Source organism: Rickettsia tamurae, from assembly GCF_000751075.1.
Lineage (GTDB): Bacteria > Pseudomonadota > Alphaproteobacteria > Rickettsiales > Rickettsiaceae > Rickettsia > Rickettsia tamurae.
In genome coordinates, this window is sequence record NZ_CCMG01000007.1 from 126,505 (window position 1) to 132,848 (window position 6,344).

Consider the following 6,344-nt stretch of genomic DNA (forward strand, 5'->3'; position numbering starts at 1 on the left):
TAATCTTTATATCAAGATCAGAGAATTGTTTATAAAAATTTTCTATAAACTCATCTAATGACTTTAGTTGCTCTAAGGTGGTGTATCTATTATCCCTTTATTTTTCTCAAGTAAGGTACTAGTTACTTTGCGAGTTTGTAAGTTTGAACTTTGCAACTCCTTTATAAGAATTTTATTAACTATAGCAGCAGGATTTAAATTAACCTGATTAGATAACTCATTTATACTATCTATATTCTTGTTGTTCATTTAATTTAAATGCGATTTTAACAGCAATATCTATACAATCCCTATAATCTTCATAATTTGTTCCGAGTGGAGGAGCATAAAATGTGCTACCAGTATGTGATTTTATCTCTATGGCAGTATATCCAGTATATTGTTGGGAATATAGATTTTTTTGAATAGTAAATAAGGAATGTAAGGGATTCTTAAGAAAACTAGTAAATTTTGAACTACTAGGGTCTATTAAAAAAATTTTATAATTTCCTTGTGTATCTAATTCTTTCCACAAACATATAGCATGAATTACAGTAGATTAAGTCTTTTCATCATATTTAAATTTCCATCCAGTAATAGGACCTTTGGTACCTTTAATATCCTCTCGTTCAAATGTATCAACTAACACACTATAAATACCCTGGGTATTTAATTCTTTGAATGCATTTTCAAATGCTTCTTTTTCAATTCTGTGTAAGCTATCTTTTGTAATACTACAATCACTTTGCGTTAATTGACAGGGATTTGCAGCATTTTGATCAATTAAGTATTTTGTGTGGTCAGGATTTATTGCAAAACGTTTTATAACAGGCTTAGAATGGTCTTGTTGATATTCTTTTTGAACAATGCAATTGTTTAATTCTTTTGTGCCTTCTCTCTACGTATAGGACCTGGGGAAATCGATCTAGATTCAATATTATCTTTCATAATTGATACCGTTTTTGATGAAATTTAAAAACCCTTAAGTATTTACTAAAAACATAAAACTTTAGAGTTAGCATACTAAAATTTCAACGGAGCCTAATAATTTAATTCTAAGCTGCTTAGCTTAGCATATAACATAATTAATAATATATAGTAAAATAAATTAGGTATTATTATAATTAACTATTTCTAGGAGTGACAAAATTATCTTAAAGGTAGTTTTACATTTTCAACGTTTACCAATCTAATTAACTTGTCAACAACCTTTCAGTACTCGCCTCTATTAAGTTTTTACCACAATGTTGATGCTTGAAACTTCCCGCCACCGCAATTAAAGATAAACGATATTAAGGCAGCTTGCTAGTTTTCGGTTAGTGGAACGCTGTAATATCTACTTAAGACTACCTGAGCTTTGCGTATGTCTTTCTCAAACAGCTCTTCGGCTTGCTACTTATTAATCACTTTCCTATATATTCGTTCGGTCCTATCACATGCCCGTAACCGATTACTTTATAGCCTACGGTATAATAGAATTTATATTCACATCATTTTAGCCAAGTAAACGAAAGTGTATAAGGTCTTTTCGTCACTTTCGCTCATTATATAAGGCACTTTAACATATATATGCATTTGTTCTACTTGGTCATTTATTTTATCTTTTTCTGAAAAGATAAGTAACTTATGAGTAATATTATTTTCAATTCTATTTATTACAGTTGTTCCAGAATTATCGTTAGAACAGTTTAAAACATCTTCAAATAACTTGTTTAATTTACAATCATTTTCAAATTCTATGCGTGATAATAATCTTATTTCTTCTAGATGAAAATATTGTCTAACCTCTTCAAGTACTAAATATCTACCACAGTTATTATTAAGAAGCTTGTATAAAAATATCTAATATGTCGGTATTATTTTTAAATTCTTATTAATAATTTGCTGTTTGTAAAAAGATATTTGACGCATAAAAACGATAATTGTAACTGTAAGAGCTGCGAATAAAATAGATGATAAGTTTAGTGATTGAAAAAAACATATTTGTACCATTGTTAAATTAATGCAATCAATAGTGGTATAATATTTCTTATATTGCAATTTAAAAATGAATTTTATTTATACCTATTTTCTCTTTTAGTTACTAAACTTGTTTATCATATATTTATCGTACCACTAACTAATAGAGTAAAGTAAATTTTCTTGATCATCCTTTCGTCCAAGTTGCATTACGGCTAGCTACCTCAGCTCTTTTAGAACATTAAATTATTATTTTTTTCCATAAGTTTCTTCCCATTGTGCTTTATTATAAGCTGCATACTCTTCACTAAAATTATATTTTTTATCGTTTTTATCCATTAATTCAAAAAGCTTTTTTGCACCGCTATAAACCCTATGCATTCAGGGTGATTGAGATATGCAGCATCAGGTTGATTTTCTCCTATATTTTCTGTTAATTTATTAAACCATTTACAAAACTCATAAACTTGTTTAGCCTCTTCTTCATTATAAAACAGTTCTCCTATATTTTCTGGTTTATACTCGTGTAACTCACAATCATTATATAAATTCTCTAATACATAAAACATTAGACTGTCCCAATAACTTAACTATGCGGGTGTTTTTCGCTATTTTTAGGCCATGTTTTTTGTTGTTTTTCAAAATCAGCTAATTCTTCAAAAGCATCTTTTATCTCCATTCTAAACATTGGATAGTTAATTTTAAATTTTAAGGTTTGTTGTGAGTAATCCATTTTTTTATCCATTCTTCTAAATTAATATGTGCCTCAGGAATTTTTTTTGGCTTAAATCCTGGAATTTCTTTGATAATTTTGTTGCTAACAGGGTCTATAACTTCTGTAACCTTTGTATTACTATTATATCTTAATTGATTTCCATATTTATCAATTCTACAACCTTTATTAACAATAGCTGCATAATCTACTTTTTGATGCGAGAATTCAACATTTGATCTACCTTTCATTATTCTCATACCATTTACCTTATCTTCATACCGTAGACCTATTCCTTTTTCAAAAAATTTAGGAAATCCAAGCTTTTCAGGTATTTTTTTAACAATTTCAGGAAGTTGTACCCAATTTTCATATTCTTCAAGATATTTACCATATTTTTCAAGTTCAAGATTGTCTCGTTTTACGCCTGTAATATCTTCAATATGTTTTTGAAGTTCAGTAATGTTATTACTAACATCAATAGTATTATTATCTATTTCTCTTGAGAGCTTAATAACTTTATCTTTGTATGAATCAGAAACTAAGTCAATTATTTGGTCTTTAAATAAACCATATAATGATTTAACAAGTCTAAAAGGTGCTGAGATCAGTGAAAGAACAAGCATTTCTGGATAAACCGGTTCAACCTCAGGCTCATCAAGAATTTCTTGTAGTTTTTCTCTTCTTGACGCTTTAATTCTTCCTGTTGTTTAGCTGTTAGTTCTTCCTCTCCTGCAGAGACTGCTGAAGCTTGTTGTGGTTTGAGGGCAGAGGAGATAAACTCCGCCATATCGCTAACAAGGACGGTGGCACGAAGTGAGGCATACTCGCCAGTGGTAGTGCCGATTTGGCTGTTAACGTTACGGCTTAGTTCAGGAGGTAGATTACCACCGCCGATTAGCTTTATCTCACCCATGCCTATAACAGGCAGAATATCCCGTGACTGCTCGTTGAAACCGCAGACGACAGGGATGCCAACACCCCATTTAAGCTTGCCACTACTATCGGCTTTTTTCGTTAAGGTGACCCCAAGCCCAAAGCTCTTGCCGTTATCGTAGTCGTGTAACTGTCTTGCTACTATGCTGCCTGCTTCAACGTAAAGTCTGCCTTTATCAGTTAAACTACCGTCGGGATTTACCTCGGCGTTAGCAATTAATCCTCCCGCTATCTCTAGAGTCTGCTGTACTACCACATGCGTTACTTGCGTACCGATAATGCTGCCTACCGCTTTCGTCCAAGCTGCACTACGGCTAGCTACTTCAGCTTTACCTCCTAGCTCCTTATATGTTCCGGCATTATTAAAGCCAACGCTCATCTTCATACCGGACATCCGTTCTTGTATTACGTCCTGCAAACTCTCAACTACTAAATTATTTGTAGTACTTACTCCCCCTGATACCTACATACCAAATCTTACAGAGTCAAGATTTTGTAAATTTTTCTTTAAGTCTACCAACGATGTGCTTGCTACTAGCTTTCTTATATCGCCTGCTATCTGCATAGTTTGTGAGCCTAGCTGATATAGGTTTAATGCACGATCTAGAACATCAAGCCAGTGCGTACCATTTTTATGTATTAAGTGATTGGCAAGCTTTGCCGTGTAGCTTAAATCTTCTTGCATGCCAATATGTATGGCTTGCATTGTAGTAGATAGAGGATAATTATATAGAGGATTTAGCTGTCATTGCCTATTATATCGACTTCGTCCTCTAAATAAGAAGCTATATGATATTTTAGGTCAACAGGCAGTAGATTAAGGATTGGACTTTCTTCTAAAGATTTTTCTACTAATTTAAAATTTAAAAATGGAGTATGATCTTTAAAAGGGTTTTCAGTTTGATAAGAGCTATAAAAAAGCTTATAATTTTGTCCTATAAATAAATTTAATGCCTCTTTATCTATTGCTTTATATTTATCTGCAATCTCCTTTATTTCTTCTAGCGTATAATTATTAGATAAAATTTTAGCAAATTCTTTATGAGGTAGATTAGCTATTTTTGCTAACGTATTTATATCTTGGAAACTCATTTTATCTTGATAATGATTTGTAAAAGTATATTGCTCATTTTCATAGATAAAATTAACTTTAGCATTTTTCCCCAAAGTTATAGGCATAGAAGGACATTCTTCGTCTAGTATTCTAAGAGCAATGCCTTGATATACCTCTATTACAAGAGAATCATAGGTGTTAAACTCTGCAATTTTTATAGAAAAATCCTCGTCTACAATCAATTTAAAAGGTCTGTTATTAGAATTTATTTCTAAAGCTCTATTAGTTATATTAAAATTAACACGTGCATTATTTAATACTACCTAAGCCATTATAGTAATTCATAGTATCGGTGATACCTAAAAAAAATATTACTATTAGTATCTAAACTAAAAGAGTGAGTAATATTATCACCTACAGTAACGCCAAACCAACTATCAAGACCCATGCTTGCCGCTCCCTTTGCATTTATATTTTTTGTTGTACCACTCATATTATGTCCTTATTTTTTTGTTAATTTATAAGAAAATAATATTAATAAGTCAATAAATTGTATTTAATATTTTAATAATTTATTATTCTCTTCACCGCTATAATTACTGAGTTCTAGCAAAGCTGCGTGTATTTCTTTCTCAAGTAAATTAGATACTGCCGCAAAATCATTATCAAGAGCTATTATTTGCCTTGCTAGATTATTTGGAAGCCCTAGATCCTTGCTCTAAACGCTAGCAACAAATTTGACCAAGTAAGCTCTACTTCCGATATTGCTAAATATTTACCCTCTAATATGGCTACTTCTAGCTCTGCCTTATCTGCTTGAGCTTTTAGTAACCTAAGCTTTTGAGTATGTAGATTATTGTTTTTGCCTAGATTCTGCTGTTGTAAATACTTCCCATAACCAATAGTAGGTACAGAATATTTTTTTAGCAAGACATGGATCGAAAATTAAAACAAAAGGAACATTCAAAGTTTTTACTAAATTTCAAAAAGCCTTGAAACCCTTGTTGAAACTGGTGGAGGCAAAGGGAATCGAACCCTTGACCCTCTGCGTGCAAAGCAGATGCTCTACCCCTGAGCTATGCCCCCATATTGTTTATAAGTAATTAGGATAAGCTTTTAACTAGTCCCCAAGGTAATGGTTGACCGTTACTTCCTACGACTAAATCTCCGGAAGATTCATATTCGGCAGCTAGAAAAGAATTTTGAGCAGCAACAAGCTTTACCGGTTTGATTTTCTGACCATTATGAAAATATTCTTTAGCCTGTTCCCTAGAAGTCGGGTTATTTTTGGAAGCTGTTTTTGCTTTCGCTTTAGACATACACTATTAACTTTTTTTAAACTTGTGAAGAATATAAAACTTTTTCCTAAACTTGTCAATAACTACCGTGTCGATAAATAGACATTGCTTAGAAAAAAGTGGTTTTGTTTTATAAAAAATCCCTTATTGTCATTCCTGCGAAAGGCTTGTTTGCATGGAGCAGTTGTTTCGTCATTGCGAGCAGCCATTGTTACGTGGATCAATTTCACCTCTGTCATCCCGTGGCTTGACCACGGGATCCAGTTAAAAATATTAGTATTTTTTATTGTCTTTATGGACCCCGTGGTCAAGCGAACTAGGTGACACAGTAGATTTTACCGGTCTACGCAACAATTTGCGAGCAGCCGTAGGCTGCTGCGTGGCAATCTTATGAAATAATAACAAA

At 32.3% G+C, this 6,344-nt stretch carries 11 protein-coding genes, 1 tRNA gene and 1 pseudogene; all 13 read right to left on the bottom strand.

Annotated elements, in window-relative coordinates; translation table 11 throughout:
- Nucleotides 1–72: 72 nt before the first annotated feature.
- Nucleotides 73–249 (bottom strand): hypothetical protein, encoded by a 177-nt coding sequence (locus MB29_RS11240; protein ID WP_215426161.1) that lies wholly within the window; start codon nt 247–249, stop codon nt 73–75.
- On the bottom strand, nt 227–514 hold the full coding sequence (locus MB29_RS01725) for a bromodomain-containing protein (RefSeq protein WP_032138793.1): 288 nt from the start codon (nt 512–514) through the stop codon (nt 227–229). The genes MB29_RS11240 and MB29_RS01725 overlap by 23 nt, the downstream gene beginning before the upstream one ends.
- A gap of 704 nt (nt 515–1,218) precedes the next feature.
- Nucleotides 1,219–1,344 (bottom strand): annotated as a pseudogene (locus MB29_RS14020) (glycoside hydrolase family protein); the annotation flags it as partial.
- 932 nt (nt 1,345–2,276) lie between these two features.
- Nucleotides 2,277–2,507, bottom strand: a complete 231-nt coding sequence (locus tag MB29_RS01730) for a hypothetical protein (protein WP_032138794.1) — start codon at nt 2,505–2,507, stop codon at nt 2,277–2,279.
- A gap of 17 nt (nt 2,508–2,524) precedes the next feature.
- On the bottom strand, nt 2,525–2,683 hold the full coding sequence (locus MB29_RS11245; RefSeq protein ID WP_215426162.1) for a hypothetical protein: 159 nt from the start codon (nt 2,681–2,683) through the stop codon (nt 2,525–2,527).
- Nucleotides 2,647–3,276, bottom strand: coding sequence for a hypothetical protein (locus MB29_RS01735; protein WP_032138795.1), 630 nt, complete (start codon nt 3,274–3,276; stop codon nt 2,647–2,649). The genes MB29_RS11245 and MB29_RS01735 overlap by 37 nt, the downstream gene beginning before the upstream one ends.
- Nucleotides 3,258–4,004, bottom strand: coding sequence for a hypothetical protein (locus tag MB29_RS01740; RefSeq protein ID WP_215426163.1), 747 nt, complete (start codon nt 4,002–4,004; stop codon nt 3,258–3,260). The genes MB29_RS01735 and MB29_RS01740 overlap by 19 nt, the downstream gene beginning before the upstream one ends.
- Before the next feature lie 45 nt (nt 4,005–4,049).
- The gene (locus tag MB29_RS01745; protein ID WP_233418850.1) at nt 4,050–4,271 is read right to left on the bottom strand and encodes a hypothetical protein; all 222 of its coding nucleotides are present in this window, start codon (nt 4,269–4,271) and stop codon (nt 4,050–4,052) included.
- Nucleotides 4,272–4,324: 53 nt separating this feature from the next.
- Complete coding sequence (locus MB29_RS08060; RefSeq protein ID WP_407690043.1) at nt 4,325–4,858, bottom strand: hypothetical protein; 534 nt, start codon at nt 4,856–4,858, stop codon at nt 4,325–4,327.
- Between the two features lie 113 nt (nt 4,859–4,971).
- Nucleotides 4,972–5,133 carry a hypothetical protein gene (locus MB29_RS11250; RefSeq protein WP_215426164.1) on the bottom strand — a complete coding sequence of 54 codons (162 nt, stop codon included), beginning with the start codon at nt 5,131–5,133 and terminating at the stop codon, nt 4,972–4,974.
- Nucleotides 5,134–5,345: 212 nt separating this feature from the next.
- On the bottom strand, nt 5,346–5,570 hold the full coding sequence (locus tag MB29_RS01755) for a hypothetical protein (protein ID WP_032138798.1): 225 nt from the start codon (nt 5,568–5,570) through the stop codon (nt 5,346–5,348).
- A gap of 81 nt (nt 5,571–5,651) precedes the next feature.
- A tRNA-Ala gene (locus MB29_RS01760) sits at nt 5,652–5,726 on the bottom strand.
- A gap of 17 nt (nt 5,727–5,743) precedes the next feature.
- Nucleotides 5,744–5,959 (bottom strand): hypothetical protein, encoded by a 216-nt coding sequence (locus MB29_RS01765; RefSeq protein ID WP_032138799.1) that lies wholly within the window; start codon nt 5,957–5,959, stop codon nt 5,744–5,746.
- Nucleotides 5,960–6,344 lie beyond the last annotated feature (385 nt).

Coding starts and splice junctions, on each gene's coding strand:
- MB29_RS11240 (WP_215426161.1), bottom strand. CDS start 249: ATGAACAACAAGAATATAGATAGTATAAATGAGTTATCTAATCAGGTT.
- MB29_RS01730 (WP_032138794.1), bottom strand. CDS start 2,507: ATGTTTTATGTATTAGAGAATTTATATAATGATTGTGAGTTACACGAG.
- MB29_RS11245 (WP_215426162.1), bottom strand. CDS start 2,683: ATGGATAAAAAAATGGATTACTCACAACAAACCTTAAAATTTAAAATT.
- MB29_RS01735 (WP_032138795.1), bottom strand. CDS start 3,276: ATGCTTGTTCTTTCACTGATCTCAGCACCTTTTAGACTTGTTAAATCA.
- MB29_RS01745 (WP_233418850.1), bottom strand. CDS start 4,271: ATGCAAGAAGATTTAAGCTACACGGCAAAGCTTGCCAATCACTTAATA.
- MB29_RS11250 (WP_215426164.1), bottom strand. CDS start 5,133: ATGAGTGGTACAACAAAAAATATAAATGCAAAGGGAGCGGCAAGCATG.
- MB29_RS01765 (WP_032138799.1), bottom strand. CDS start 5,959: ATGTCTAAAGCGAAAGCAAAAACAGCTTCCAAAAATAACCCGACTTCT.